This window comes from Halolactibacillus alkaliphilus, from assembly GCF_900115465.1.
GTDB lineage: Bacteria > Bacillota > Bacilli > Bacillales > Amphibacillaceae > Halolactibacillus > Halolactibacillus alkaliphilus.
Genome location: NZ_FOWN01000018.1, coordinates 18,495 through 45,164, shown reverse-complemented (window position 1 = coordinate 45,164; position 26,670 = coordinate 18,495). Strand labels below are relative to the sequence as shown.

The 26,670-nt window shown below is 40.4% G+C and carries 26 protein-coding genes; 20 read left to right on the top strand and 6 right to left on the bottom strand.

The genetic code is table 11. The annotated features are described in order from the left end of the window. Window positions 1-24: 24 nt before the first annotated feature. Window positions 25-2,079, bottom strand: coding sequence for a cation:proton antiporter (locus tag BM163_RS08555; RefSeq protein WP_089802173.1), 2,055 nt, complete (start codon window positions 2,077-2,079; stop codon window positions 25-27). A gap of 270 nt (window positions 2,080-2,349) precedes the next feature. Here BM163_RS08555 and BM163_RS08550 point away from each other — a divergent pair, with 270 nt between their 5' ends. Beyond that, window positions 2,350-3,090 carry a SurA N-terminal domain-containing protein gene (locus BM163_RS08550; protein WP_089802171.1) on the top strand — a complete coding sequence of 247 codons (741 nt, stop codon included), beginning with the start codon at window positions 2,350-2,352 and terminating at the stop codon, window positions 3,088-3,090. Window positions 3,091-3,163: 73 nt separating this feature from the next. Here the strand turns inward: BM163_RS08550 and BM163_RS08545 are convergent, their stop codons facing one another. The 3 genes from BM163_RS08545 to srtD all read right to left on the bottom strand — a co-directional run bounded on the left by BM163_RS08545 (window position 3,164) and on the right by srtD (window position 6,971). After that, window positions 3,164-4,183, bottom strand: a complete 1,020-nt coding sequence (locus tag BM163_RS08545) for an FUSC family protein (RefSeq protein ID WP_089802169.1) — start codon at window positions 4,181-4,183, stop codon at window positions 3,164-3,166. A 128-nt stretch (window positions 4,184-4,311) separates the two neighbouring features. Next, on the bottom strand, window positions 4,312-6,369 hold the full coding sequence (locus tag BM163_RS08540) for a penicillin-binding transpeptidase domain-containing protein (RefSeq protein ID WP_170243692.1): 2,058 nt from the start codon (window positions 6,367-6,369) through the stop codon (window positions 4,312-4,314). 5 nt (window positions 6,370-6,374) lie between these two features. Next, on the bottom strand, window positions 6,375-6,971 hold the full coding sequence (gene srtD / locus BM163_RS08535; protein WP_089802164.1) for a class D sortase, LPxTATN-specific: 597 nt from the start codon (window positions 6,969-6,971) through the stop codon (window positions 6,375-6,377). Between the two features lie 163 nt (window positions 6,972-7,134). Between srtD and BM163_RS08530 the strand changes: the two genes are divergently transcribed. Further along, on the top strand, window positions 7,135-7,632 hold the full coding sequence (locus BM163_RS08530; protein ID WP_089802162.1) for a VanZ family protein: 498 nt from the start codon (window positions 7,135-7,137) through the stop codon (window positions 7,630-7,632). A 33-nt stretch (window positions 7,633-7,665) separates the two neighbouring features. Here the strand turns inward: BM163_RS08530 and BM163_RS08525 are convergent, their stop codons facing one another. Continuing rightward, the gene (locus BM163_RS08525) at window positions 7,666-8,301 is read right to left on the bottom strand and encodes a YigZ family protein (protein ID WP_089802160.1); all 636 of its coding nucleotides are present in this window, start codon (window positions 8,299-8,301) and stop codon (window positions 7,666-7,668) included. A gap of 187 nt (window positions 8,302-8,488) precedes the next feature. Here BM163_RS08525 and BM163_RS08520 point away from each other — a divergent pair, with 187 nt between their 5' ends. The 5 genes from BM163_RS08520 (at window position 8,489) to BM163_RS08500 (ending at window position 14,367) form a co-directional block, all read left to right on the top strand. Continuing rightward, the gene (locus BM163_RS08520) at window positions 8,489-10,225 is read left to right on the top strand and encodes a sensor histidine kinase (protein ID WP_170243693.1); all 1,737 of its coding nucleotides are present in this window, start codon (window positions 8,489-8,491) and stop codon (window positions 10,223-10,225) included. Next, a complete protein-coding gene (locus BM163_RS08515; RefSeq protein WP_089802156.1) occupies window positions 10,225-10,995 on the top strand; it encodes a response regulator transcription factor in 771 nt (256 codons plus the stop codon). Before BM163_RS08520 ends, BM163_RS08515 begins: the two co-directional genes overlap by 1 nt. A 113-nt stretch (window positions 10,996-11,108) precedes the next feature. Beyond that, window positions 11,109-12,404, top strand: a complete 1,296-nt coding sequence (locus BM163_RS08510; RefSeq protein ID WP_089802154.1) for an extracellular solute-binding protein — start codon at window positions 11,109-11,111, stop codon at window positions 12,402-12,404. Window positions 12,405-12,618: 214 nt separating this feature from the next. Then, window positions 12,619-13,500: a carbohydrate ABC transporter permease gene (locus BM163_RS08505; RefSeq protein ID WP_089802152.1), complete on the top strand. Its 882-nt coding sequence runs from the start codon at window positions 12,619-12,621 to the stop codon at window positions 13,498-13,500. Window positions 13,501-13,518: 18 nt separating this feature from the next. Further along, window positions 13,519-14,367 (top strand): carbohydrate ABC transporter permease, encoded by an 849-nt coding sequence (locus BM163_RS08500; RefSeq protein WP_089802150.1) that lies wholly within the window; start codon window positions 13,519-13,521, stop codon window positions 14,365-14,367. A 160-nt stretch (window positions 14,368-14,527) separates the two neighbouring features. Here BM163_RS08500 and BM163_RS08495 read toward each other — a convergent pair whose 3' ends face one another. Further along, on the bottom strand, window positions 14,528-15,157 hold the full coding sequence (locus BM163_RS08495; RefSeq protein WP_089802147.1) for a YesL family protein: 630 nt from the start codon (window positions 15,155-15,157) through the stop codon (window positions 14,528-14,530). Window positions 15,158-15,415: 258 nt separating this feature from the next. Here BM163_RS08495 and BM163_RS08490 point away from each other — a divergent pair, with 258 nt between their 5' ends. From BM163_RS08490 to csrA, 13 genes are all read left to right on the top strand, one after another. Then, window positions 15,416-16,594 (top strand): sensor histidine kinase, encoded by a 1,179-nt coding sequence (locus BM163_RS08490; protein WP_089802145.1) that lies wholly within the window; start codon window positions 15,416-15,418, stop codon window positions 16,592-16,594. 268 nt (window positions 16,595-16,862) lie between these two features. Next, window positions 16,863-17,537 carry a response regulator gene (locus BM163_RS08485; RefSeq protein WP_089802143.1) on the top strand — a complete coding sequence of 225 codons (675 nt, stop codon included), beginning with the start codon at window positions 16,863-16,865 and terminating at the stop codon, window positions 17,535-17,537. 385 nt (window positions 17,538-17,922) lie between these two features. Then, on the top strand, window positions 17,923-18,765 hold the full coding sequence (fakB, locus tag BM163_RS08480; protein WP_089802141.1) for a DegV family protein: 843 nt from the start codon (window positions 17,923-17,925) through the stop codon (window positions 18,763-18,765). A gap of 205 nt (window positions 18,766-18,970) precedes the next feature. Continuing rightward, a complete protein-coding gene (locus tag BM163_RS08475) occupies window positions 18,971-20,365 on the top strand; it encodes an ATP-dependent helicase ComFA (RefSeq protein WP_089802139.1) in 1,395 nt (464 codons plus the stop codon). 236 nt (window positions 20,366-20,601) lie between these two features. Then, window positions 20,602-21,036 carry a ComF family protein gene (locus tag BM163_RS08470; RefSeq protein ID WP_089802137.1) on the top strand — a complete coding sequence of 145 codons (435 nt, stop codon included), beginning with the start codon at window positions 20,602-20,604 and terminating at the stop codon, window positions 21,034-21,036. A gap of 159 nt (window positions 21,037-21,195) precedes the next feature. Beyond that, window positions 21,196-21,636: a TIGR03826 family flagellar region protein gene (locus BM163_RS08465; protein WP_089802135.1), complete on the top strand. Its 441-nt coding sequence runs from the start codon at window positions 21,196-21,198 to the stop codon at window positions 21,634-21,636. Window positions 21,637-21,783: 147 nt separating this feature from the next. Next, window positions 21,784-22,044: a flagellar biosynthesis anti-sigma factor FlgM gene (gene flgM, locus BM163_RS08460; RefSeq protein WP_089802133.1), complete on the top strand. Its 261-nt coding sequence runs from the start codon at window positions 21,784-21,786 to the stop codon at window positions 22,042-22,044. Between the two features lie 128 nt (window positions 22,045-22,172). Beyond that, window positions 22,173-22,664: a flagellar protein FlgN gene (locus tag BM163_RS08455; protein ID WP_170243694.1), complete on the top strand. Its 492-nt coding sequence runs from the start codon at window positions 22,173-22,175 to the stop codon at window positions 22,662-22,664. Window positions 22,665-22,675: 11 nt separating this feature from the next. Further along, the gene (gene flgK / locus BM163_RS08450; RefSeq protein ID WP_089802129.1) at window positions 22,676-24,250 is read left to right on the top strand and encodes a flagellar hook-associated protein FlgK; all 1,575 of its coding nucleotides are present in this window, start codon (window positions 22,676-22,678) and stop codon (window positions 24,248-24,250) included. 8 nt (window positions 24,251-24,258) lie between these two features. Next, entirely contained in the window at window positions 24,259-25,176 is a 918-nt protein-coding gene (gene flgL / locus BM163_RS08445) for a flagellar hook-associated protein FlgL (RefSeq protein WP_089802127.1), read from the top strand. Window positions 25,177-25,236: 60 nt separating this feature from the next. Beyond that, on the top strand, window positions 25,237-25,830 hold the full coding sequence (locus BM163_RS08440; RefSeq protein ID WP_229675536.1) for a DUF6470 family protein: 594 nt from the start codon (window positions 25,237-25,239) through the stop codon (window positions 25,828-25,830). A 50-nt stretch (window positions 25,831-25,880) separates the two neighbouring features. Then, window positions 25,881-26,327: a flagellar assembly protein FliW gene (fliW, locus tag BM163_RS08435; RefSeq protein ID WP_089802123.1), complete on the top strand. Its 447-nt coding sequence runs from the start codon at window positions 25,881-25,883 to the stop codon at window positions 26,325-26,327. Beyond that, a complete protein-coding gene (csrA, locus tag BM163_RS08430) occupies window positions 26,328-26,537 on the top strand; it encodes a carbon storage regulator CsrA (protein WP_089802121.1) in 210 nt (69 codons plus the stop codon). The last annotated feature ends 133 nt before the right edge of the window (window positions 26,538-26,670 follow it).

Below are 26,670 nucleotides of genomic sequence, written 5' to 3'. Positions count from 1 at the left end.
CGCTTTTTTGGGTGGAGGTATTTTTTATGATTCATCGTAATGTGCGCCAATAACTGAAACCGGCGTTTGTCTTTGACCTCTCACATCTAACTCATAGTTTTCATAAGGATAAAAAACGATAAAGTTATGTGTTGAATGTAGCGATAATTTACGTGGTAATTCATCAAGACTTGGGTGCCAGCCAATCGTTCCCTTTCGGGCACTGATGGCTAAAATCAAGTCGTGTGACGGTAATTTAAGGCAATAGCGTTCTACTAAAAACCAGTCCGGCAAATGGGTGAAGCTAGGATTGTTTACCGGTTTGATTGCTTCAATAGCTTGTTTTGTTTTTTCGAAATCATCATCCATCACGACGTAAAGAACTTTACAACTTAACTGTTTGACGATGTTTTTCGTAATATGAATAGCATCTGAAAATCCTGGCTTATAGACTACTTGTTTAGGCAGGATGACGACGAGTCGTTTAGTCATTTGAATCGGTTCGTCTTCTTTTACGATCAAGTGACGAATATACGTATGGTCAATCACATTATCAATGATCGTACCAAACATTTTCTCTGACTGTGTGGGGGTACCACTCCAACCTGAGATAACGGTCGTAATGCTTTCCTCAGTTATGGTGCGTTCAATCGTTTTGCCGACATTAAGCCCTACGCGTGTTAGCGGGCGAACGGGTACTTCAGCGCCAGCGGCATAAAAAATCGCATGGCCTAACATTTTTTCAGCATCGATCACGTCATGTTCGGCTTGTTTGGCATGTTTTTTAACGACTTTCAGTGGATAGAGCGGTTCTGTTGATTTAAGTGACGCTCTAACAAGAAAACCTAAGTCCATTAACGGCTCAACTGAGGTAGGGTTGGACATGGGAATTAAGATTCTTTCTGCGCGTTTACTCGCTGTGGTTTCTACAGGTGTGTCGTTTAATAAGCGTCGTCCGTGTTTCTCAGTTAAAAACGGTCCAATAATGGTTGAAATCAGAATCATAATGATAATCGCGTTCACAGTATTTTGGTTGATCAATTCTAAATCAAATCCGACCAAGGTAGCCGCCAGTGTTGCAGCTGCTTGAGGAATCGTCAAACCTAACACGAGCCACGCCTCATCTTTTGAATAATGGAATAAACGGGTCGTTAAATAAGCAGCAATTGACTTACCAACGAGTAAACTAAAGGTAATAAAGAGCGTTAACAGCAATGCCCGCACACTAGAAAAGAGGGCGGCCACATTCATTAGCATACCAACACTTAATAGAAAGAACGGAATAAATAAGGCGTTGGCAGTAAAGTTAATCCGGTTCATTAATGCACCTTGAGAAAAAATATAACGGTTTAAACTTAAACCAGCTAAGAACGCTCCGATAATCGGCTCTAGGCCGGCATACATCGCCATCCAACCACTCACAAATAAGACGACCATGACGTAATTAAATTCACTTGCACCATCAAGACCGTTCAAGCGAAACACATGTTTTGTCAGAGAAGGAATAATGATAAACACTAAGCCAACATAAATCGTTGTGGAAACGAGTAACCTTACCCAAAATTGCACCCCGACGTCACCTGCTGACATACCAGAAATGATGGCTAGAAAAAGCATAGCCAAGACATCTGTCACGAGTGTGCCTCCGACGGTCGTAATGACAGCTTTTTGTTTTGTTAAACCGAGCTTACTTGCAATTGGGTAAGATAATAACGTGTGGGACCCAACGATGGATCCAATCAGTAAGCTTCCGGCGACCGAGAACTGAAACAAGATCCCGACAGTAAAACCTAAAATGAGCGGTCCAAAAAAGGACAAGAGACCAAAAACAAGGCTGCGGTGGCGATATTTTAAAAAGCCATCAATGTCTAGTTCAAGACCCGCAATAAAGATAATAAATAACAACCCAACGGTCCCAAGCAACTCAATGGTTGAATCCCTAGCTAGTAAATTAAGACCGTTCGGTCCTAACACAACGCCTGCAAGAATCGGCCCGACAATGCCGGGTAAATTGATTTTCTTCATGAGTAGTGGGGTGGCTAAAAAAATGATCATAGCAACCGCAACAATGATAACAGGTTCAGTAATATTTTCAAACATAGTTCAACACGTCCTTCTATTAATCAAAGCTAGTTTATCAGTAAGTTAAGTATATCGTCCTAATACGCGTGTCATTCCTCAGATAAAGAAGCAAAAAGTTATTTTCTTATTATATAGCATAATGTCAATATTACAAAGTAATGTAGGTTGTATGTAAAAAGTATGTAACACGTCATAATTCCCTTGCATGAATAGATAAGGCATGTTGTAATGGGACCCAAGATTAACGAAATAAGGGTACAAATTTTTAAATAAAGGTGGTAAAAAATTATGTTTAACTATGTCAAACTAACGCTGGGTCTCTTACTTTTGAGTGTTTTCCTCATGGCCTGTGGCAATGAGGACGGACCTCAAGAAGCAGCCAATCAGGAGTCAATGAGTGAGGATGCAGCTAATGATACAGAAGGCGAACCGGGCTTAAATGTCGAGATATCAGAAGATCAAACGTATGCTGAAGATGAAGTGGTATTAGTAATTAATGGAGAAGAAGTGCTAGGGGATGTTTATAATACAGTGTATGTTGACACGCTGCGTTTCTTACTGCAGAATAACCAAGAAACAGAAGATGACGCCATGTTAAAACAACAAACGCTACAAACACTAAAAACGAACACATTAATTGAACAAGATGCCGCCAAGCGAGGGATTTATGTGACAAATGATGAGGTTAACGAGGCGCTTAGTGAGACAAAAAGTCAATTTGAAACAGATGAAGCTTATCAAGAGGCACTAGCGCAACTAGCTTATACCGAAGAAAGCTTTTTCCAATCATTAAAGCTTCAGTTATTAAAACAAAAGTATGTAGATGAAGCTGTGGAAGTAGAGGCAGTGACAGAAGCAGAAATTGATGAGTATTATGCTTTACTTCAACAACAGTCTGAAGACTTGCCTGCCTTAGAACAAGTAAAGGAGCAAATTTCGATGCAGTTGGAACAATCAAACATCCAACAAGCATTTCAAACTCGGGTTGAATCATTAATGGCAGGTGCTGAAATTGAGGAACGCATCTAAAAAATAAGCCGGTTTAAAGACCAAAAAAAGTACACCTAACACGTGTACTTTTTTTGATGAGAATTCTTAGTAGTTAATTGGCTGACTCTAATTCATGATAACATGTCATTAATTCTGTCAGTTGAATTAATTCATATAATATGACCGTTTCCGCATGGAGGTAGTCTGTTAATGTGGCTTCGCGTTTAGCGCTTTGACTAAATGTGTGATTTAACGTATATAAGTGTTGTTTTAAGGTGTCACTGTCACAGTTCATAGGTTTTTTTAAATAGCCACTTAAATCATTGACAATGGTGACCACGTCTAGGAGGGTATCGTCTGACCACTCAATATCGGTGTGAAGTGGCATTGTTAAATTACCGATATGATAATGCATGAGTTTCACCAGTTGAAGTTGCTTTAGCTCGAGGTCAATATTTGTTTTTTGTTTATAAAGCGCGTTATGGTAGACGGACTCTTTTTGTTGATTTAAGATCAGCTGTTCTACTTTTAGAAGGCGTGCTTGAAACGTATCAAACACCTTCCGTGTTTGGGCTTGGATTAGATCCAGTTCGCGTTTTTGTAAGCTCACCGCAAAATACCCTAAATCAATGCCTGCTAAGTAAAGGACATCATCCATTTCTGATGTAATTTGCTTCAAGTAATTGGGTGGTAAAATAATAAAATTAACAATAGTTGATACACTCAGACCAATGGTTGTTGTTAGAAGTCGAACGAAAAAGGCATCAATGGGACGACCATCAATGACATATACCATCGCAACAGATGTCAAGGTAGCAACGAGTAACCCGTCGAATAATTTTAACCGATAGCACGTGACGATGGTAAAGAGCGCAGCGAGCGCATAAGAGAGCGGTGAAATGTGAAAAAAATGAAAAAATGTCGCCGCATAAAATGACCCGATTGCTGATGCGGGAAGACGCACGAGACCTTTCTTAAACGAGTCTTGTGCTGTCGGTTCAACGGTTACAATAGCCGTCATGACGGCAAAAACTGCGGGTATGTTAAGCGCTTGACAAATGAGAGCGGTAAAAAAGACAGACAAGGCAGTTTTAATGACGCGCCTGCCAATCAATGTTTCGATTAAGGTCACTAAGGTTCACGCCTTTCAAAATAAATGGTGAAGCGTACATTGTTTATTTTAACATAGTTTTTTTTAGTTTTTCGGCATAAAAAAAACTTCTCTATCCGTTTTTGTCAGATAGAGAAGCTTATTGCTCATTAATTTGAAAAAAGGTTGATAAAAGCGTTGGTGACTTTTTCTGTTGGGTAGCGACTGCCCCCTTTTGACTCCACGCTTTCTACCATTAAGGCGATCACATACGTTTCGTCTTTATCATAGCCAACAAACCAACCATTTTCTTGTTGGGACTCGGATGTGGGTGATGATTTAAGTTCTGCTGTCCCTGTTTTTCCACTGAGACTAACGGTATCGTTTTGAGCAATCTTTGCTGTCCCGCGCTCCCCGTGAACAACGTCAAACAACGCCTCTTTAATTGCCGCAATGTCCTCTTGTGTTAGGATGTTTTCTGAAAGGGTTTGTTTTGATTCACTTTGAAGGAGGCGTGGTTGTAACATGGCCCCCTCATTAAATAGCGGGGTATAACTAAGTGCTAAATGGTGAGAGCTCATTAATACTTCCCCTTGTCCATATCCCGTGTCAGCAAGTAACACATCATTAGGAATCGCGTCATCTGTCACAATTTGACTGCGTCTAATAGGATAACTAAACGTATAATCTGTGTTATTAAACCCAAGCAACTGACTTGTTTCTAAGAATCGCTCAGCACCAATTGCCAATGCCTGTCTAGCAAAAAAGATATTATCTGAGCGCACAAGGGCATCATGTAAATCAACCGGACCATCGCTTAATGACACCCGGCGCACATTGTAGTTACCAAAAGACGGCTGATTATACGTATAGCCTTCAATCTCTAACGTGTCGCTTGGTGTAAAGGTCTGTGTATTTAGTCCAACCATTGCAGTGATTGGCTTAAAACTCGACCCAGGACTGTACGTACTTTGGAACCGATTTAATAACGGTGTAAGTGGGTCATCAATCAGCGCTTGGTAAGTGTCTTGTGACATCCCTTCTGTAAATAAAGTTGGGTCAAATGATGGGTAAGAGACGAGTGCCAATGTTTCGCCAGTATGCGGATCAATCGCAGCAGCGTGTCCAGAATCACCGTCTGTAAATTGATCAAAAATGGTGGCTTGTACCTGTTTATCGATGGTGAGATGGAGATTTTCACCATCTGTCGGTTCTTGTTCAATAATGCCTGTTCGGTTACCGTTTGAATCAACGACCAAACGTATACCGTCAGTCCCTCTTAGTCTTTCTTCAAAGGCAGCTTCTAATCCACGCTTACCAATGACGTCATCTGGCTTATAGAGGCCTTCCTCATCTTTTTCAAGGTCTTCTTCTGTGACGGTGCCGACATGGCCGATAAGGTGGCTCATTTTCTCACCCTCTGGATAGACACGTCCATAGGTGGCCATCGATAGCACGCTCGGGATCTCGTTTAATTGATTCAACGTCTCTTCTTCTGTAACTGATACGCGTTTAATCGGAATGAAGAGTCCGTCTTGGACCCATGATTGAGCTAACACGGCTTCAATTTGGGCAACAGGTATGCTAAGCGCTTTACTAATAAATTCAAGTTCAGTTGCGCGGCTAACAAAGCGCCCTGTGTCAATCCCGATTTCACGCATTTCACCGTTTATAGCAAGAGCATCGCCGTTACGGTCAAATATATTCCCGCGAATCGCTTCTGTGGTGATCTGTTTAATCTCACCACCACCAACAAGTGGTGGGATAATCAGGCCCTCGTCCCAAAGGACGGCGTAGCCAGTCACACGTTCTTCCTCTTCAGTTGTTTCAATAACAGGTGTTAATGTGATATCTGTTTCAAAGCTATAATCACCGATCATGGTCGTTTGTGTTACGGCTAACGTGTAAGTATAATCTGCTGTATCGATTGCCTCGTCTTTATCCTCTTCGTCACGAATGACCTCAGGTGCATAAATAATCTCAACAGTGACCTCGTCGGTTCCTAATTGTTCATACACTTCTTGATAGCGAGCGGCAATGTCTGTCACGTCTGTTTTCGACTCATTTATTTGTGTGATAGGTCCCATTTCAGAAAAACCGAACGCTTCCCAAGCACTAATAAATGACTCTAAGTCGTCTAACGGGTGTTTTTGTACGTCCTTTTCCTCTGATTGACAGCCGAATAACAGAAGAAAACTGAGAAATACGAGTCCGAACATTTTTTTCATTTTCATCATTCCTTTACATTTTCAACTGGTTTAGCATAGATAATGTAACGATCCGGCGCATTCCCAATATAGCCAAACGGGTAACACGTTGAAATAACAAGTTCTTCATCCGGTGCGGTTGAGCGAATAATTGTCGTGTCATTCGCATCGACGATTTTACTTGAAACCATCTCATAATCAAAACTTCCGTAAGGTAACTCGACTGTAATAATATCCCCAATCTCAATTTCGCCTAAGCGTGTAAATACCGTGTCACGGTGCCCTGATAATAAGATTTGATCATTATCACCAGGGAACTTTGTCGTATCATAGTGCCCGACCCCTTTAGCAAGCTCATCAGGATCAGTCCCTTCGATAATCGGGATGGAGGCGTCAATTTTAGCAATAGATAATAAACCTACAGTATCCCCTGTCTGTGGATTAAACGCTTGACGTAACGTGTCACGGTCAACGTCTTTATTTTCTTCGCGAGAGGTAGCGAGCAATTCATGGGCTTCTTGTGTCGCTTGTCTTTCTCCGATCACGCCCGATATGTATTGATACGCACCTGCCCCAAAAAGTACTAGACCAATCAGTAGTATAAACCAAGCAAATTTTTGCATGCAATATGTCTCCTTTATGTGTCACGTCAGTCGTGAGTAATAGGTGAAAATATAATCACGCGCGTCGCGCGTTTACGACGAGCTTACGTCCATTATAACAAACAGACGTTTACGCGCGTACTAACTTGACTTATACTCATTAAAAGAAAGAGGGGGAGTATGAATGAATAAACATTTAAAAAATGGCCTGTTTTGGGCGATGCCTGCCACATGGATGGGACTGATTTTTCTTTCTTCACGGATGCCCTATGACCAACAAGATATTAAACCGGCACTTGCGTCCCGTTTTGATTTAACGGTGCTAGAACCGTTCTTTCGTCCTGTGTCGTTTACGTATCATCAATCTACTATTAGTGTTGAGGCGCTTGGAATCGAGCGTTTTGTTGAATTCTTAGTGAGAAAGGGAGCACATGTTGCTGTGTTTTTTGTGCTGACCCTCCTGTTTGTTTATGCGTTTAAAAAGACAACTGACCTCCCGTTAGGCAAGGTTTTCCTCTACAGCTTTTTGATGAGCGTTGGTTATGCTTGTATAGATGAAATTAATCAAAGTTTTACACCCAACCGAACCCCTTATATTGGGGATGTGGTTTTAGATAGTGTAGGTAGCTTGTTGGCAATCATTGGCCTCTACGTAGTTCGTCTCTTTAGAAAGCAAAGTTAAGTTTAAAAGAAACACCAGCCTATATGTGACGCATTAAGCGACGGGTACTTCGATATAGGCAGTTTCTTTTTCAGTGATCGTTACTTGGTCACTTGATAAATTAATTAACCAGTTTTTACATGTCTCGACGTCGTCTACTATAACAGCTAAATGAATCGTTACCTGATCTAAATAATCAATCGATTCTACGATGTAATCGGTTTGTCTTAGCTCATTTTCTAATTTACCGAGTAACGGATAGCTTGCTGTAACCGCTAACTTTTGGATGAGTCTTCTTTCAACGATACCTGCCTGGTCAATGGCACTTTTTGCGCTACTGGAATAAGCTCTAATCAATCCACCAGCGCCTAATTTAACTCCGCCGAAATAGCGGGTAACGACGATACATGTGTCTTTTAGTCCGCGTTTTTTTATCACTTCTAATATCGGGACCCCTGCCGTACCTGACGGTTCGCCATCATCAAGTGCTTTTTGAATCTGATCGTGTTCACCAATCAGATAAGCCGAACAGTTATGTGTCGCTTGAGCGTGCGTTTTTTTTATGTCTTGGATAAACGCTTTGGCCTCTTCTTCCGTTTCGCAACGCTTGGCATGACCGATAAAGCGCGATTTTTGAATCTCTATTTCTTCTTCTCCATATGGATTAATTGTATAATATTTTTTTAACATGTTTTCACCTCGTATATTCATTATACAAAGACTGGTACGGTTGGTAAAGTTCGTTTAACCGATAGACAAACCCAACCGACGCTGATAAGATAAAAGGGATATTTGTAAGCGTTTCATTTAGAAGTATACGACTATCAAGATAAATCGGCATAATCAGATGATGCTTTGCCGGGGAGGAGGTGAGTTGATGTCACGTTTTAATAAGTGGAATACATTACGTAATCAAATTTTAGCTGTATTTTTATTAGCGATGATGATCGTGTTGTTGTTGGTGGGCAGCATTATTTTTAAACAAGTCAGTGAGACGTTAACCGCACATGCAAAGCGGCAAATTGACCAAACAGCAAAAGAAACAATGGCCCGGTATGACGGACTCATTGAACAAATCAACCTTGTAAGTAAACAAATTTTAACGAATGATGTTGTCCAGGCAACACTTTTTGACAATGCCTATGGTCGCCCGCCTGCGTTTACTGAGCGGCAACGGTTATCGAGTGTGGTCAACCGGATTCAAGCAAATGCGGATGGGTTTTACCGGGTGGATATATATACCCCTGATTATACGAATTTGATTCCGCTTGATGGCCCACACCTTGATGAACAAGTCGGCCGCACCATTATTAACGCGGTGAATGAACAAAAAGGCGCCCTCGTCTATATAGGTGAAGACCCTAGCGATGACAATTATTTTTTATTTATGCGCCGCATCAGTTTGCTAGATGGTCAGTTTGATAATGGGGGCTATATGTTGATTCGGATAATGCGCACATACTTTAGACCGCTTGTTGGTCCTTTGAATCATTATACGATTGTGAGAGATCCTAATGATGACGTTATTCAAACATCACATGCAGAAGTTATTGACTATTTATCAGGGACAAAAACGTCACCCGATTGGGCACATGATTATGTCATTACAACAGAGACGTCTTTTCATACTGGTTTTAGTGTGACGTTACTCACGCCGATTGAACGCATGACGGAAGATCGTTCATTTTTATTATCGATTATTTTAATCAGTGGTGCGATAGGTGTGATGGTCTTCTTTGTTTTTTCTTTTGGATTGTCTACTTATATCACTAAACCGATTATGACGTTAACCCAAGCGATGAAAAAGACCCATGTCGGTCTCTTAAGTCAATCGCCACAAAGTGTGTCATCGATCGAAATAAATCAGCTTAATAGTACGTATAATCAATTGGTAGAGGAAACGAACTATTTAATTAAAATGGTCTATGAAAAAGAGCTCGTAAAAAGTCAAACCGAATTAAAAGCCTTACAAGCACAAATACACCCGCATTTCTTATTTAACACATTAAATGCGCTTTATTGGTCGCTAGATGAAAAAGGCGAAGAGCCACTTGCCCAAATGGTGATGAGCATGTCAAACCTGTTTCGTTACACCATTCAAAAAACAGCAGGAGATGACTGGGTCACGGTAGAAGAAGAAGTCCGCCACCTACATGACTATATGCGCGTCATGCAGATGCGCTTTGGTGAACGCTTTCGTTTACATACACGGATTGATCCATCTGTGTTGTCGGTAGCTCTACCTAAATTGATGATTCAACCATTTATCGAAAACGCAGTCATGCATGGTCTTGCGAACAAAAGTGAACAAGGAGAGGTCTGTTTATTTGTGAAGCAAAAAGCAGAGGAGATCGTCATCACGATTAAAGACAATGGTCAAGGCATGACACCTAGTCGTCTAAGTGACGTAAGAGCGTCTATTTTAAAAGGCTTCGAACTGAAAACAAATGGGACCGGTATGGCGTTATCAAATATTCGGCATCGCCTAGAGCTTTATTATGGTCCGAAGTACAGTGAGAGCTTCACGATTGATTCACGTGTGAATGAAGGAACAACGATTCGCTTTAGGTGCCCAATTAAGCCAATAGACAAAGAGCAAAGGAGAGAAAGATGATGCAAGAAAAAACAATTGTGATTGTAGATGATGAACCACATGCTAGAGAGGGGATTAAACGGACATTAACGCGACACTTTGAAGGGGCGTATACACTGGTTTGTTTTGAAAATGCGATGGACGCACAGGCATATATCTTATCGCATCCTGTCCATTTAGTCATTACCGACATTGAAATGCGAGAAATGACGGGGTTAGAACTTGTTGATGCGCTAAAAAAACAAGCGACTGAACCTGCGGTGATCATTGTAAGTGCCTACTCAGACTTTAATTATGCAAAAGAAGCGCTCAGGTTAAGCGTGGTTGACTACATTGTGAAACCGGTCAGTAAAGAGGAGTTAATCAACACGGTTGAAAAAGCACTCGGGGCACAAGAAAAGCAGGTGAAGCAACAGTTGATGGAACAGTATGTGGACGTGTCACTTGTTAGGTTAAATGAAGAGAAGTATCGCTATAGTCGCTCAATTAAAGAGGCGCTAGACTACATTGATCAGCATTACAGTGACGCCTTTACGTTGAAAATTGTAGCGCAGGTCGTTCATCTTAATCCGAGTTATTTAAGTACGCTATTTAAAGAAGAGCTTAACATATCATTTGTTGAATACTTAACGCGTGTGAGAATTCAACAAGCTAAACGGTTGCTTTTAACAACCGATTTAAATGTGACCGAGATTGCTGAAGCTGTAGGGTATCAGACACCAAAATATTTTAATAAAGTGTTTAGAGAATATGAACAAACGACCCCAGGGGCCTACCGGAAAAGTATGTAAACGCTTTCTATAAATAGTGGACTTTTCACTAAAACCTACGCCCTTACACAAAGGAAAGCATCATGATAAATTAATAACTGTAAGACAAACCAAATTCCTTAGGGGGTAAGAAAATGTTGAAGAAAAGAATACTTATGTTAGCAGCACTTTTATTGACGCTATTGGCGCTTGTTGCGTGTGGTGACGATACGAGTCAGTCTAGTGAAGGGGATTCAACGGGTGAAGAGGTTGTCATTGACTTTATGCACCTATGGCCAGAAGGTAGCTCTAAACAACACAACATGATTGTTCAAACGATTGTTGATGAGTTTGAGACAGAAAATCCTGGTGTCACTGTTCAGATGGAGATCTTAGGAAACGAACAGTACAAAGAAAAATTAAGTGTCCTTGGTTCAAGTAATGACCTACCTGATGTTGGGATGACGTGGGGTGGCGGTTTCTTAGATCCGTATGTAAGCGGCAACATGTTTGCCGATTTAACAGATATTATCTCAGATAGCTTCGTACCGGGTACGACAGAAGCTTATGCGGTAGATGGTGCAACATATGGTTTACCACTGGAGCTGAATATCACACCGGTGTACTACAATAAAGCTATTTTTGATGCGCACGGTGTAGAAGTACCAACAACACTAGATGAATTAAAAACAGCGATTGGCACATTAAAAGACGCAGGGATTACTCCAATTACTTTAGGTAATCGTGATGCGTGGACGGGGTCCATGTGGTACATGTACTTAGCTGACCGTATTGGTGGACCGACAATTATTACCGATGCGATTAGTGGCGAGATTAGTTTTACAGATGATGCCTTAGTTCAAGCAGCGGAAGAAATTCAAAACTTAGTTGAGATGGATGGTTTTATTAATGGTACCAATGGCTTAGGAAATGATGAAGCGAAAGGTTACTTTATCAATGAACAAGCAGCGATGTATTTAATGGCAACGTGGGACTTACCAGAATGGACAACAAACGAAGATAACCCGCAAGAATTCAGAGATTCTATCGGTTACTTTAAGTTCCCGACGGTTGAAGGTGGTGCTGGTGATATCAATAGTTACGTTGGTGGCCCAGGTGTTGGACTTTTCGTTGCCGAAAACTCTGACGTTAAAGATGAAGCGAAAGCATTTGTGTCCTATTTTGTGGAGCGTTGGGGAGAAATGTCTGTTCAAAACGCGGGCGTTATTCCAGCAACAGCTGTTGATACATCAACACTTGACTTACCACAAATGTACATTGATATCTTAAACGATTTAGGTGAAGCATCTAACTTAACGCTTTATGCTGATGTACAAATGTCTGCAGCGGCGGCTGATGTCCACTTAAATATGATTCAAGCTCTGTTCATGGGCGAAGTCACGCCACTTCAGTTTGCTGAAAACCATGAAAAAGCTTTACGTCAAGAATAATACTCACAGCGTGGTCTAAAAAAGTCATGGCTATGAAAGGCTAAGGGATACGATACGGGACCTCTTAGTCTTTCACCAATACGAAGTAGATCTATATCCGACTTAAAAGATATGTCTGATGCGTTTTTTTAGAAACGTTAGAAAACGACCACCAAGAGGTAATACAACAAGAAGTTTATTCACACATTATGTTTAAGCGAAGGGAGTTGTTACAATGGATAAAGTGATGTCAAATAAAAAAGTAATTGCCTTATACGTCTTACCATCACTCATTCTACTCGCAGGGCTTGTTTACATTCCAATTATTTTAACAGGTTATTACGGCTTGATGGATTGGAACGGTATTGGTCCGATGACCTTTATCGGTTTAGAAAACTATATTAAATTACTATCAGATGCGACGTTTTGGTACAGTGCTCGGAATTCATTTTTCTTAGCCTTTTTCTCATCAGCCGCTTTAATTGTTTACCTTGCGGTCTCTTTAGTCCTTGCGGCTAAAATTAAAGGGAGAGAAACGCTAAGAAAAATATACCTTATTCCGATGTTACTCTCATCTGTGGCGATTGCACAGTTATGGATTAAGATTTATGATCCTAATAACGGGATGTTAAACAGTTTACTTAAAACACTTGGGGTGGAATCACCTCCAGCGTGGCTTGCGCAACGCGAAACGGTCTTGATAGCGATCTTTATTGCGATTGTTTGGCAATATGCTGGTTTTTACATCATTATCTACAGTGCCGCTTTAAAAGGTATTCCAAGCTCATTAATAGAAGCGGCAGAAATTGATGGTGCAACCCCGCTACAAATTGCGTATAAAATAAAACTACCGCTTATTTCAGGGGTTATTAAAACGACCATTGTCTTAGCCATTGTTGGTTCATTGAAGTACTTTGACCTTATATATGTCATGACAGGCGGCGGACCAAATGGTTCGAGTGAGGTCATTGCCTCCTACATGTATAAACAAGCTTTTGGCATTAATAACTTCGGTTACGGAAGTGCAATTGGTTTTATGTTGTTGTTGCTTGCGTTAACGACAACATTCATTATTCAAAAAATTACAGCATCGAAAAACGATAACTTACAATATTAAGAAGGGGGCTTTTAGACAATGGCAACACACGAAAAGAAACCATCAAAGAAGATTGGTATGGCCTTGCTATACCTTGTACTAGGCCTAATCGCTGTCTTTCAAATATACCCGCTCGTCTGGCTCTTCTTCTTCTCGTTGAAAGGGAATTCGGAGATTTTCGGACGCTCACCATTTGCCTTACCTGAAAATTGGTTGTTTGAAAACTACGCCCGGGTATGGGTTGACGGAAATATTAGTCAGTATTTCTTTAACAGTGTTTTAATTACCGCAACAAGTGTGATCCTCACCGTGATTTTAGCAAGCTTTGTGACGTTTGCGATTACACGCATGAAGTGGAAACTGAGTGGGACTGTATTATTGTTATTTATGATTGGTTATATGATTCCCATTCATTCAACACTTGTCCCACTATTTCAGTTTTACCGTGAACTCAATTTAATTGATAATCCACTGTCGATTATCTTAGCATATGTGGCGTACAATATGCCTCTAACCATTATGATTTTAATGGGCTTTTACCGCACGTTGCCACGTGAAATTGAAGAAGCGGCGGTGATGGACGGCTGTTCTATTCATCGTATTTTCTTCCAAATTATTTTACCGATGACCAAACCGGTGTTATCGACGACAATCATTATCAACATGATTTACAATTGGAATGAATTTGTCTTTGTGAATACATTCATTTCATCAGATAAGTATAAAACATTAACCGTTGGTATTCAGAACTTTATCGGTCAGTACTTAACAGACTGGGGAGCGATTGGGGCGACATTGATCATCAGTATTATCCCTATTTTAATCGCCTTCATCTTCTTAAGTAACCGAATCGTTGAAGGGATTGCCGCGGGCTCTGTGAAAGGCTAATCACGGATTGTTTTTTTCATTTCACCTCACCTCAGTCTTTCGACTGGGGTTTTTTCTGTTTCTTTCTCTCTCTCTTTCTCTCTCTCTCGATATTTTAACTTCCTGATGTCAGTTTATAATTACTTAACGAAAAAGTGATACGAACAAAACAAAGCACACATCAACTGTTACGTGATGCGTGCCTCATTTTTATCCGTTCTTCTATTGTTTCAAAGATGTGCAAGGTGATAGAAGAAATGAGTAAAGCAGTAAAAGAACCGCCAAAGAAAAAGAAAATGCCTGGCATATAGGTCATTAAATAAAGACTTAAACCCACTGAGACAACCATAATTAATGTTTGAATCGGGTGAATCAACATAATCAGAAAGGCTTGTTTAATCGTTTGAAAAAAAGGCCAATCGTAATGAACGAAGACAGGAAAAAGATAAAGCAATGTTAAACAGGAAAATATTAAAAATAAGTAAATCGGCATGTGGAGGATGAGTGATTGGAGTGCCGCTATTTCCTGAATATAAATGATGTCAATAATGCCTAACAAGGTAATGAGTGAGGTTAATAGACCATAACCAATACTTCTAACGAAGTTTTCTTTGAAGTGCTGCCAAAATGTTGGCATGAGTGGCAGTGAAATGTCTTCTCTAAAAAACGAGCGTATGGTCGCAAACATCGCGACTGTCGCTGGAAAAAAACCAAAGACGAACAGTCCGAGTGTCGTAAATAACAACCACAATAGATTGAGCAGGGCAAGTTTGCTGACCCAATCGACGCTCTGCATTAAACGCTCGTGCATATGGGGCCCCCTTATTATTTAATTACTTCAAGTATATAGGTTTAATAGCAACATTATAAGGCAATCATTGTTAGTAGAAAGTCTGATAATTCTAGATAGACGACGAGTATTTTTGTCGTGTCAATGGATATCAATAGCTGGTGTTGTGGTAACGTGATACAATATGACAATAGCGGATTAATGTCCGAACAAGAAAAAGAACAACGCATAATATTAAAAAACATTTAATGTATATAAGGTAGTACAAGGAGCTTAATCATGAGAGAAATTCAACATACACATAAAAAAAACCAAATAAAAGAAAAAAACGCAACAGATTTAAAAGGATTGGACGATATTATAGATGAGATGGTTGATGCTGTTCATCATAGTAAAGACGAAATCTATAACATAACAGAACATGCGCGTGATGAATACGAGACACTCACTGAAAAGATTGCGCAGTTACGCGAGGAAATTGATGGGATTATTACTGATAGTGACTTACTTGAAAGAAAAGAGCGTGTCGCCAGACAGCGCCTTGCGACGGTGAGTGAGAACTTTAGTATGTATTCAGAGAAAGAAATTCAACACGTCTATGAAGAAGCGCATAATTTACAGGTTGAGTATCGAATGAAGCAAGAAAGGGAACAATCATTAAGGAAGGAGCGCGATGAAATAGAGCGCCGACTTCGGGTGCTTGAAGAGACGATTGAACGCGCAGAATCACTCGTTGGAAAAGTGTCTGTTGTACTTAATTATTTAACTGATGATTTCAAAGAAATCTCCTCCATTCTTGAAGATGCGAAAGAAAAGCAAATGTTTGGACTGAAAATTATTGAAGCGCAAGAAGAAGAACGACGTCGTATTTCAAGAGAAATTCATGACGGACCGGCACAAATGCTTGCGAATGTCTTAATTCGAGCCGACCTTGTCGACCGGACGTATCGGGAGCGCAGCCCAGAAGAAGCGCTTGTAGAAATTCAGTCGATGCGCAAGATGGTTCGTCAATCGTTGTATGAAGTGAGGCGGATTATTTATGATCTGCGTCCAATGGCCCTTGACGACTTAGGTCTTGTGCCAACAATAAGAAAATATTTACAAACGTTAAGTGACTACCATAACATAGCGATTCATTTTCAGGAACAGTCCAGTCAGGAACGATTAAAGGAAAAGTATGAAGTCGCGATTTTCCGCCTAACACAAGAAGCTGTTCAAAATGCGATCAAACACGCACAGGCAAGTGAGATTGATGTAAAACTTATTGTCTCGAACAACCGAGTCAATGTCTCCGTTAGAGATGACGGAAAGGGCTTTACATTAACTGAACGAAAAAGTCAGTCCTTCGGACTGATTGGTATGCGAGAACGGGTAGATATGTTGGATGGAAAACTTGAATTAACGTCCAAACCAGGAAAAGGGACGCATGTTTTTATTAATATTCCTTTAACATCGTAAGTCATTTTCATTAAAATTTAATTAAAACGTACTTTAGGTATAGGTATTTTCCAAGTTTTTTAGTATAATAAGTGTGTTGTTAGTATAATTGGATGAAACTTTTCCAACTGTTTATTCGACATATAAGTTGATGTGTCCTTTACATCACGTCTTTGTCAATAAAATCAGTAAGTAAGTCGGAAGTTGTGTTAAACAGAAATAGCACATAAAAGACTAAAAACGAACAATCTATGTATAGAAGTACGTTAAATATTAGGAGGACAAAAACATGAGTACAAAAATCGTATTAATTGATGATCACGTATTATTTAGAGAAGGCATTCGCCGTATTTTAGATTTTGAAGATGATTTTGAAGTTGTAGCTGAAGGTGGCGATGGTGAGAATGCGATGAGCTTAGTCGCAGTGTATAAACCAGATGTTGTCTTAATGGATATTAATATGGAACGTATGAACGGTGTCGAGGCGACAAAAGAGCTTGTAGAAAAATACCCTGAGTTAAAAGTGATTATCTTATCCATTCACGATGATGAAAACTATGTGACACATGCCTTAAAATCAGGTGCCCAAGGGTACTTATTAAAAGATATGGATTCAGAGTCACTCGTCAATGCGATTAAAATTGTCTCTGATGGCGGGGCTTATTTACACCCGAAAGTGACGCACAACTTAGTGAAAGAATTTAAACGAATGAGTGAAGAAGAACATAAAGGCTTCCAACAAGTCGAATACCGTAAGCCACTTCACCTACTCACACGTCGTGAGTGTGAAGTGTTACAACTCTTAGCGGACGGTAAGAGTAACCGTGGGATCTCTGAAGCGCTCTTCATCAGTGAAAAAACAGTGAAGAATCACGTCAGCAATATTTTGCAGAAAATGAATGTTAATGACCGAACACAAGCCGTTGTCACAGCGATCAAAAATGGTTGGGTAGAAGTGTTATAAAAGTATTGTAGTTTCTTCTGCTTATCTTGAGGCGCTTGCCTTATTGTCAAACAACGTATATGAACCACAGGTAATTGTCTAACATAGGACCATGTCCTTTAGGGCGATGACCTGTGGTTTTCATTTTGGTTTTCTTTTGGTGGTTTCAAACGCTAAGCTGTGTTTTAGGGTTTCTATTTATAGTAAAAAACGTTAAAATAGAGAGAGAGATGTCATTAAACGTGTGATCTGTGACGTATCATGATAGAATAAAGAAAGTGTCTGTTGTGACGTGTTGATTTTATCATTTTGTTTAGACATGTGACGTGTTAGGCCAGCCGTTGACTTATGACTTATTGAAGAACAAAAATAATAGCATAGCTAGTGATTAGAGAGGTTAGATAATATGACAGTAGCAATAATTACCGATAGTACCGCTTATATCCCTAAAGAAATTAGAGAAGAGTATCACATACATATGGTGCCACTGACCGTCACGATTGACGGTCAGTCTTACCAAGAAGAAGTGGATCTAACAGCGAGTGAATTTTATGACTTAGTAAGAGAAGAAAAATCGTTACCGAAAACGTCGCAGCCAGCGATTGGATTGATGGTCGACTTATTAGAACAGTTAAAGGAAGACCACGACGAAGTCGTCTCCATTCACTTATCAAGTGGCATTAGTGGAACGTATCAATCGATGCAAGCGGCAGGGTCGATGGTAGAGGGCATCAAGACGTATGCTTTTGACTCTGAAGTAAGCTGTATGGCACAAGGTTTTTATGTGTTAGAAGCAGCGAAGCTTGCGCAAAAAGGCGTACAAGCTACAGAAATCTTAGAGAAATTAAACACAGTAAAACAATCTCTTCGTGCTTACTTTGTGGTGGATGATTTAAATCACTTACACCGCGGGGGGCGTTTAAACGGGGCACAAGCACTTGTCGGTAGTGTTTTACAAGTGAAACCGATTCTGCATTTTGCGGAAACGAAAATTGTTCCGTTTGAAAAAATCAGGACGCAGAAAAAGGCGTTTAAACGCTTAATTGAATTGATTGATGAAGATGCATCAACAGGTGTGCCCCTTCGTGCCACCGTCATTCATGCGAATTGTCCACTTGTCGCTGAACAACTGATGCGTGAATTAAAAGACCGTTACACAAATGTCGAACTGACGCTTAGTTACTTTGGACCGGTTATTGGTACACACTTAGGAGAAGGGTCGATTGGACTCGGTTGGTATAAACTATAACGACGAGAAGGGTTTTTAGTCCGTGTGTCATAAATAAATATGAAGCGCGACTGACGTGTGATTATGCGTGCCAACTTAAAAAAGTGAAAAAACAGCTATTAATAACAAGAAAAATATCATTAACACATAAAGTCTTTAGACAATGTTCATGTTGTCTAGAGGCTTTTTTCGTTAAAATCAGTTATAAAAGGAGTGAGGCTAAAGCATGTCACCCGTTCATCGATCAATCAATACAGAAAGTAAAGATAAAAAACAAAAACATCCCTTCGCTCAACCCCTTCGCTACGTTGACGGTTTGTTGTTGGATCACAACCAATTAACGAAACGGTTAAAACAGTTAGATATGACAGATGAGCATGTTTCAGTAACAACGATGACGGCCATCACCGGTCGTTGGGGTTTTTATACGTGTCAGCGTTGTTTGAATCAAGACCCAACACTTTTTTCATCCTTTCCTTGCGGAAAGTGTCAGAAAACGTGCATCTATTGCCTCGCCTGCTTGAAATACGGTCGCCTGGCAAGTTGCCAGTCACTGTTTCATCTACGTGTAACAGACAGAGAAACAAAGCCCGTAGCTACGGGGTTTACCTTTACGTCCACACTCACCTCCCATCAACTAAAGGCGAGTCAAGCAATCATAAAAGCGATTGATACGACTAAGAGTCAATTACTCGTACATGCGGTCTGTGGGGCTGGTAAGACAGAAATGTTGTTTCACGGCATACAGCATGCATTAGAAACAGGGAAGCGTGTCGCTTTAACGACCCCGCGTCAGGACGTCATTAAAGAGTTATTGCCACGTTTTAAAGCGGTATTTACCCGCGTGCCACTCATTTGTCAGTATGGCGGAAGTGATGATAACCGGCTGACTTCTATCTTGACGCTCTGTACAACACACCAATTGATTCGCTACAAAGAAGCGTTTGATGTCTTAATCATTGACGAAGTCGATGCCTTCCCTTATCATAATGATCCGAATTTGATTAAACAGTCCCAACGTGCGCTTAAAGATACAGGAACAGTGATTTATTTAACAGCTACCCCGAGAAAGTCACTCTTAAAACAAAAACTACCGACGTGCTTTGTGCCGGTGCGTTATCACGGTCAGCCGTTACCAGTTCCGCAAGCCCAGTTTACCTCATTTAAAAGATCCCCCTTACCGTCTAATGTCTATAAGGCAATCAGCGAACAACGGCAGAGTGGCCGGCAATTGTTGTTATTTGTCGCAACGATTAAACAGGCAGAACAACTGTTACCTATTTTAAGAGAAAAGTTTAAGTCATTAAATGTTGAAGCTGTCCATGCGACAGAATCCGATCGGTCGCTTCGCGTAAAGCATTTTAGACACAAAGCAATTGATATATTAGTGACTACCACGATATTAGAGCGCGGTGTTACTTTTCCTTCTGTCGATGTCTATGTGCTAAAGGCAGATCATGATGTGTTTGATGAAGCGGCGCTTGTCCAAATTGCGGGACGCGCAGGGCGAAGTAAGAGTGATCCGGCAGGGACAGTTTACTTCTTTCATGAAGGCTATACAAAAGCGATAAAATCAGCGATTCGCTCAATCAAACGAATGAATCAGTTAGGAGCGAAGTGATGCGCTGTCTTTTGTGCTTTAAGTCAATCGAACAAGCCGTGAGTTGGCACACACTTTTCCAACCGGTAACAGCTCAGTACTGCGCGGCCTGTCGGCCTCACTTAACAAAAATTACAGGCGCATACTGCAAGAGGTGCCACAGGCCACAGGCCAAAACTAAGACGTGTTCTGACTGCGCGAAAAGAAACCAACCCGCCCTTTTGTATAACCGGAGCGTCTACTGTTATGACGCGGCAATGAAAGACATGCTTATCATCTGTAAATATCGCCACCACTACCATGCCTTGTCATCCTTAACGAAGCCTGTCCGCCAAGCTTTTTTCAACCAGTTTAAAACAGTCAAACACCTGACCCTTATCCCGATTCCTGTCTCAGATGAGCGAATGGAAGAACGGTTGTTTAATCAAGCCACGATTATCTCTGCGATGATTCCGCGCCCTGTGTTTTTCGGGCTAAAGCGCCACCATCAAGAAAAACAAGCAAAGAAAAACCGGAAACAACGGCTTCAGACGCCCAACCCGTTTTATCTTGATCCGCACCTGCCCTTACCAACAGGTCCGGTTGTCCTCATTGATGACGTTTATACGACTGGCACGACCCTTCATCATGCCGCAAATGTCCTAGCTGAAGCAGGAATTGAGGCGATTTATAGTTTCACATTGGCACGATAGTCTTATTTAACTTTGATCGCGACCTGCCGATAATAAGATTAAGTCAAACATATAACAGTAGTATCCGTTTAATCTGTGACAGATAAGGTTAAATATACAGTAATTAAATGAAATAAGTTTAAAAGTATGTAGAGGTAAAGAAATGAATGAGGTGAAAGCATGGCTGACTTAGCAAACTGTTCTCGTTGCGGTAACTTATTTGTCCAAACAACACGTGAAATATGTGAGGCGTGTTATAAGGAAGAAGAAAAACAATTTGAGATCGTGTATAACTTTATGAAAAAACGAGCCAATCGCCAAGCGACGATTCCTGAGATTGTCGAAGCGACCGGTGTTAAAGAGGATCTTATCATTAAATTTGTGAAGGAAAAGCGATTACGGACTACGCAATTTCCTAACTTAGCGTATCCGTGTGACCGGTGTGGTAGTGAGATTGTCGAAGGCAAACTATGTCAAAGTTGTTCGAATGAGTTAACGGGTGAGTTAAAGTATCAACACGACATTGAACAAGTAAAGAAATTAAATCAAGAAAAAGAGAAGGAAAAAGCGAATCAAACGTATGTGGCGGTAGATAAAGGAAAAAATAGACGTCGTTTCTAAACATGTGACCGATGTGACCGATACAACTAGTAGTGCATCGTCTTATTTAGAGCGTCAATTGTCATAAACAGCTGAAGACATGGGCTACTGACAAATAACATCAATAGACAAACAGATAAATCATCGTAAGGAAAGGGGGACGTTGTTGTGAAGATTCATCTTAATCGTATGATAAACAATAATCCATATCAGAACCAACAACAAAAACAAGCGGCAATGAAACAAGAGAAACAGATAAGACAAGATAAAGTCGAAATTTCATCGGCCGCCAAAGAAATGCAAGCATCAAAGCCGGTCCATAAAGAACGGATTGACAAAGTGAACCAGATTAAACATCAAGTAGAAACAGGGACGTATCACGTCGATACCGACCACGTCGCATCAAAAATGCGTCAGTTCTTTAGATGATAAAAAAGTGTAAGGTACACGTGTACCTTAGCTTTTTTGTGTCGTGACCTTGTTTTTGGTGACAAAGATTAGGCATACTTGGTACAATCAATACATAAAGATGCTAGATGAAGCGGAGGGCTGTCAGATTGTTATTACAACCGTTACTAAAAGCGATGTCAGACTTGATCACAGTACATGAAAGTCTGTTGTCGATGGCTGTTCAAAAGTCTGAGAAACTTAAACAAAATGAATTAGAAGCGTTTAATGACTTAATCAAGATGGAACAAAAACATATCCAAGCGTTAGAACAATTAGAAAAAGTGCGGTTAAAAGCGGCGAAAGACCTGGCGGTCTTTTTGAACTTACAAGAAGACGCTTCGGTGACAGACATCATCGCGCGATTACCCCTAGAAAAAGATCAACAGCGATTAGAAGAAAAAGCAACGGCTTTACTTGAAGCTGTGCTTCATATTAAACAACAAGAAGATTTGAATCGTCAATTACTGAAACAATCCTTGCAATTTGTCCAGCTCCAATTGGATTTAATGGAGCCAAGTGTCGAGTCGATGACTTACGGCACAAAAAAAATCGCAGAGGACCCGAAAGCCAAACGGTCAGTGTTTGATTCAAAAGCTTAGGAGGAAATGAGATGTCATCAACTTTTCACGGGTTAGAAATGGCCAAGCGAGCACTTAGTGCCCAGCAGTCAGCTATGTATACTACCTCTCATAATATATCAAACGCCAATACAGTCGGTTATACGCGTCAGCGGGTCAACTTTGAAGCGTTAAGTGGCATCACGTCAAGCCGTGAACCAGGTGGGTTAAATGACCGCGTCGGTGGCGGTGTTCAGGCGGGATCAATCGAGCGGATTCGCGAACAATTTTTAGACGTGCAGTACCGAAAAGAAAATGGGAAGACGATGTATTACCGTCAAAAAGCAGAAGCCGCAAAACAAATGGAAGCGATTTTAAATGAACCATCTGAAGTTGGACTGTCGCATATTTTTGATCAATTTTGGAACGCCCTTCAAGATTTATCGGTTAACCCAGAAGACTCAGGCGCGCGGTCTGTCGTTGCCCAACGTGCGGAAGCGCTAGCTGATACGTTTCATTACACATCAAGTTCACTTGAGTCTGTCCGGGAGGATTTACGTAATGAGATGAACGTCAAACAAATAGAGTTTAATTCTCTGGTTGATCAAATTAATCAACTGAATCGTCAAATTGGTGAAATAGAACCACACGGTCACGTCGCCAATGATTTATATGATGAACGCGACCGGTTACTTGATCAATTATCATCGATTGCTGATATTCAGGTGAAGTATGAAAAGAGTTCGGGGATGCCGAGTCCGATTGCGATGGGGAAAGCCACCGTTATTTTACGCTCAGGTGATGAGACAGTGACGTTAGTTGACGGGAATAACTACGAAGTTAACCATATGTACACAGAACTCAATGATAATAATAATGTGAAAGCCTTTCATTTTTATAACCCAACAAGCATTACAGGGGATGTGACCCTGGCAGAAGTAGAAGCGAACGCCAGTGAAACAATCAACGCAGGGGACTTCCTCTCAACTGGTCAGCTAAAAGGCTTAATGGAAATGCAGGGATTTGAAACAGGCGCAGTCGATGCAGATGGTAATCCGGTAGAAAAAGGGGTCTACATTGATATGTTGGCGGATGTAGATAAGCTGATGATTGCTTTTGTGGAGAAATTTAATGCGACGCATGCTGAAGGATTTGATATTGATGGGAATGTGGGTATTGAGGATTTCTTTGTGATTGATCCTGACGCAAGTAGACCGTCGCTTGGTTTATCTGTCAATCAACAAATCTTAAATAATAAAGACTTAATCGCCGCAAGTTCTGCGGCTAATGCGAGTGGTGACGGTTTAAATGCCGTTAAACTTGCGGGAAGTTACACAGAACATATTGCTTCTTTAGGAAATAAAACATCAGTAAAAAGTTACTTTGAAGGTATGATTGGAGAGCTCGGGGTTATTGCCCAGGAAGCTTACCGCATGGAAGCTAACGCCGGCGTACTTCGTCAACAAGTCTCTAATAATCGGGATTCAGTTAGTGCGGTGTCCTTAGATGAAGAAATGACGAATTTAATTAAATTCCAACATGCATACAATGCTGCCGCGAGAACGATGACAGCGGTAGACGAAGTATTAGACCGTATCATTAATGGTATGGGACTAGTAGGAAGGTAGTGAGGTAAATGCGAGTCACACAAAGTATGTTGTCAAACAACATGTTGCGTAACTTATCAAAAAGCTATACGTCAATGAATAAATATATGGATCAATTAACGACTGGGAAAAAGATTAATCGTCCGTCGGACGATCCGGTCATTGCGATGAAGGGGATGCGTTACCGTACAGAAGTAGGTAACGTGGAACAGTTCCAGCGTAATATTACGGAGATGCATACGTGGATGGAGACGTCTGATGATACGTTAGACGAAACGACGCAAATTCTTAATCGTTTACGTGATTTGACAGTACAAGCGGCGAATGGCACGTATGAACAAAATCAACGCGAGGCGATTGCGAAAGAAGTTGATCAGCTTCAACTCCAGCTCGTTGAAGCCGCCAACACAAAAGTCAACAATAAGTATATTTTTAACGGGACTCAAACAACAGGTGTCAATAAAGACGGTGAGTTACTCAAACCAGTTACGTTAGATGATGACGGGAACCCTGTTGTTAATTTAGCCCCAGGCGACTATCAAGCGGTTGAACTTGAAGTGACCTCAGGGACAAGACTTCAAGCGAATGTTAATCCGACCAATGTATACAGTCAAGAGCTGTTTGATGACATTAAAGCTCTATCAGATGCGTTAAAGTCAGACGTCCCTGATAGTGACTTTGACCGGTTTATTACCATTGTTGATAAGCATATTGATAACACCGTCAGTGAGCGAGCCGATTTAGGCGCAAGAATGAACCGGGTGGAGTTGATAGAATCACGTTTAGAAGGTCAACGCATTTCAGCGCGTGACATGATGTCAAAAAATGAAGACGCCGATATTGCAGAAGTGATTATGAATTTAACGTCACAAGAAGCGATTCACCGCGCGGCACTTAGCGCAGGTTCACGCGTGATTCAGCCAACGTTACTTGACTTTCTAAGATAATAAATAGAGCCTTACCTATGGTAAGGCTTTTTATCACATTTGTGGACGGAAGGAAGAAACATGATGAATATTCCACAATTACGAATAAATCAACAGTTTGCCCGCATTGGTATTGAATCAAATGATGCGACAGTAGATATAAAACAAGGACCTGCAGAGATTGAGATTCAACAACCGAACGCAAACATTAATATTAATACTAAACCTGGTAAATTAACCATTGACCAATCACAAGCCTTCGCAGACTTAGGGCAATATCCAATAGGCGAAGCGATAAGAAGAGAGGCGAATGAAGGTTTACAAAAAGTGCAAGAAGGTTCCAGGAGACGACGGCGTCAAGGTGACATGATGATGAAAATAGAAAATGGTGGCGATCCACTAAAACTAATTGCCAAACAAAATGCACCAAGGCAAGTAAGGTCGTTTAATATAGGGTTTATCCCATCATATGGATCTGTTAAAATTGACTATCAACCAGCAGAAGTAGAAGTAAACAATCAAGCGAATAAACCCATCATTAATACTAAACAAACACCGGTCTCGCAATCATATCAACGTGGTAACGTTGATGTCTACCTTCAACAAAAAAACTACATCGAGATTGATTTTTACAATACCCCATTTATAAATGGTGGGACAGAAATATTTGTTTAATTATATTTGTGAAAATAAATGTAAAGATCTACTAAATAAGAGGTGAGAAAATGAAGATAAATACGAGTTATTTTGGAGAAGTAGAGATTGATAGTAAAGAAGTGATTTCTTTTGAACAAGGTTTACCTGGTTTTTTAGACGAAAAAGAATTTGTTTTATTAAGTTTTGATGAACCGTTAGCCTTTCAAGTACTGCAGTCTATCAACACAGAGGCGTTAGCCTTTATTGTTGTCTTTCCATTTGACTTCAAGAAAGAATATAGAGTGGATTTAAACGATCAGATTTTAGAGCAATTAAGCATTAAGTCTGAAGAAGAAGTTTTAATTCTATCAATCGTGACATTAAAAGACCATTTAACTAATAGTACGGCAAATTTACAAGCACCGATCGTTGTCAATCGTCATTCACGTTTAGGAAAACAATATATTATGCACCAATCAAATTACAGTACAAAGGAAAAAATATTTAACTCCTCTAATGTTAAGGGGGAGAAATAAATGTTAGTCCTTTCACGTAAATCAAAACAAAAGATAATCATTAGTGACAATATTGAAATAGAGATACTTTCAATTGAAGGTGATCAAGTTAAGATAGGAATTAATGCACCAAAAGATATTGATGTGAATCGTTATGAAGTATATGAGGCGATTAAAAAAGAAAATAATGCTGCATCAAAGAAAATTAATATAAAAAGATTTTTAAATTGAAACATTTTTTTTAAATTTTGACTAAACAATCTAATAGTAACTCCGATAATAATATTGTAGGTGATAAAGTCTGATTAAGCGGCCGCAAAATGTCCTTATCGCTATAATAAGCCACATGGATGTGGAACAAACA

Coding starts and splice junctions, on each gene's coding strand:
- BM163_RS08555 (WP_089802173.1), bottom strand. CDS start 2,079: ATGTTTGAAAATATTACTGAACCTGTTATCATTGTTGCGGTTGCTATG.
- BM163_RS08550 (WP_089802171.1), top strand. CDS start 2,350: ATGTTTAACTATGTCAAACTAACGCTGGGTCTCTTACTTTTGAGTGTT.
- BM163_RS08540 (WP_170243692.1), bottom strand. CDS start 6,369: ATGAAAAAAATGTTCGGACTCGTATTTCTCAGTTTTCTTCTGTTATTC.
- srtD (WP_089802164.1), bottom strand. CDS start 6,971: ATGCAAAAATTTGCTTGGTTTATACTACTGATTGGTCTAGTACTTTTT.
- BM163_RS08530 (WP_089802162.1), top strand. CDS start 7,135: ATGAATAAACATTTAAAAAATGGCCTGTTTTGGGCGATGCCTGCCACA.
- BM163_RS08525 (WP_089802160.1), bottom strand. CDS start 8,301: ATGTTAAAAAAATATTATACAATTAATCCATATGGAGAAGAAGAAATA.
- BM163_RS08520 (WP_170243693.1), top strand. CDS start 8,489: ATGTCACGTTTTAATAAGTGGAATACATTACGTAATCAAATTTTAGCT.
- BM163_RS08515 (WP_089802156.1), top strand. CDS start 10,225: ATGCAAGAAAAAACAATTGTGATTGTAGATGATGAACCACATGCTAGA.
- BM163_RS08510 (WP_089802154.1), top strand. CDS start 11,109: ATGTTGAAGAAAAGAATACTTATGTTAGCAGCACTTTTATTGACGCTA.
- BM163_RS08505 (WP_089802152.1), top strand. CDS start 12,619: ATGGATAAAGTGATGTCAAATAAAAAAGTAATTGCCTTATACGTCTTA.
- BM163_RS08500 (WP_089802150.1), top strand. CDS start 13,519: ATGGCAACACACGAAAAGAAACCATCAAAGAAGATTGGTATGGCCTTG.
- BM163_RS08495 (WP_089802147.1), bottom strand. CDS start 15,157: ATGCACGAGCGTTTAATGCAGAGCGTCGATTGGGTCAGCAAACTTGCC.
- BM163_RS08490 (WP_089802145.1), top strand. CDS start 15,416: ATGAGAGAAATTCAACATACACATAAAAAAAACCAAATAAAAGAAAAA.
- BM163_RS08485 (WP_089802143.1), top strand. CDS start 16,863: ATGAGTACAAAAATCGTATTAATTGATGATCACGTATTATTTAGAGAA.
- fakB (WP_089802141.1), top strand. CDS start 17,923: ATGACAGTAGCAATAATTACCGATAGTACCGCTTATATCCCTAAAGAA.
- BM163_RS08475 (WP_089802139.1), top strand. CDS start 18,971: ATGTCACCCGTTCATCGATCAATCAATACAGAAAGTAAAGATAAAAAA.
- BM163_RS08470 (WP_089802137.1), top strand. CDS start 20,602: ATGAAAGACATGCTTATCATCTGTAAATATCGCCACCACTACCATGCC.
- BM163_RS08465 (WP_089802135.1), top strand. CDS start 21,196: ATGGCTGACTTAGCAAACTGTTCTCGTTGCGGTAACTTATTTGTCCAA.
- flgK (WP_089802129.1), top strand. CDS start 22,676: ATGTCATCAACTTTTCACGGGTTAGAAATGGCCAAGCGAGCACTTAGT.
- flgL (WP_089802127.1), top strand. CDS start 24,259: ATGCGAGTCACACAAAGTATGTTGTCAAACAACATGTTGCGTAACTTA.
- BM163_RS08440 (WP_229675536.1), top strand. CDS start 25,237: ATGATGAATATTCCACAATTACGAATAAATCAACAGTTTGCCCGCATT.
- fliW (WP_089802123.1), top strand. CDS start 25,881: ATGAAGATAAATACGAGTTATTTTGGAGAAGTAGAGATTGATAGTAAA.
- csrA (WP_089802121.1), top strand. CDS start 26,328: ATGTTAGTCCTTTCACGTAAATCAAAACAAAAGATAATCATTAGTGAC.